Origin of the sequence: Streptomyces avicenniae (genome assembly GCF_000719135.1) — a bacterium.
Taxonomy (GTDB): Bacteria; Actinomycetota; Actinomycetes; order Streptomycetales; family Streptomycetaceae; genus Streptomyces; species Streptomyces avicenniae.
The window spans coordinates 1-235 of record NZ_JOEK01000063.1; the positions used below are offsets into that span (position 1 = coordinate 1).

The following is a 235-nucleotide window of genomic DNA, read 5'->3' on the forward strand; positions in this document are numbered from 1 at the left end:
AGCGCCCGGAGAGGCCCGAGAGGGTTTTGAAGGAAGCGTCCGTTCCTTGAGAACTCAACAGCGTGCCAAAAGTCAATGCCAATGTTTTGATTGATTGAAATGGCATCCCCTTGATTCCGGGGTGCCGCGAGTATCAGCTCGCGTGAGACATTCACGGAGAGTTTGATCCTGGCTCAGGACGAACGCTGGCGGCGTGCTTAACACATGCAAGTCGAACGATGATCCGGTTTCGGCC

At 54.9% G+C, this 235-nt stretch carries 1 rRNA gene; it reads left to right on the forward strand.

Annotated features, from left to right (window positions below):
* Positions 1 to 150 precede the first annotated feature (150 nt).
* Positions 151 to 235: ribosomal RNA gene (locus IF27_RS29765) — 16S ribosomal RNA — on the forward strand; the annotation flags it as partial.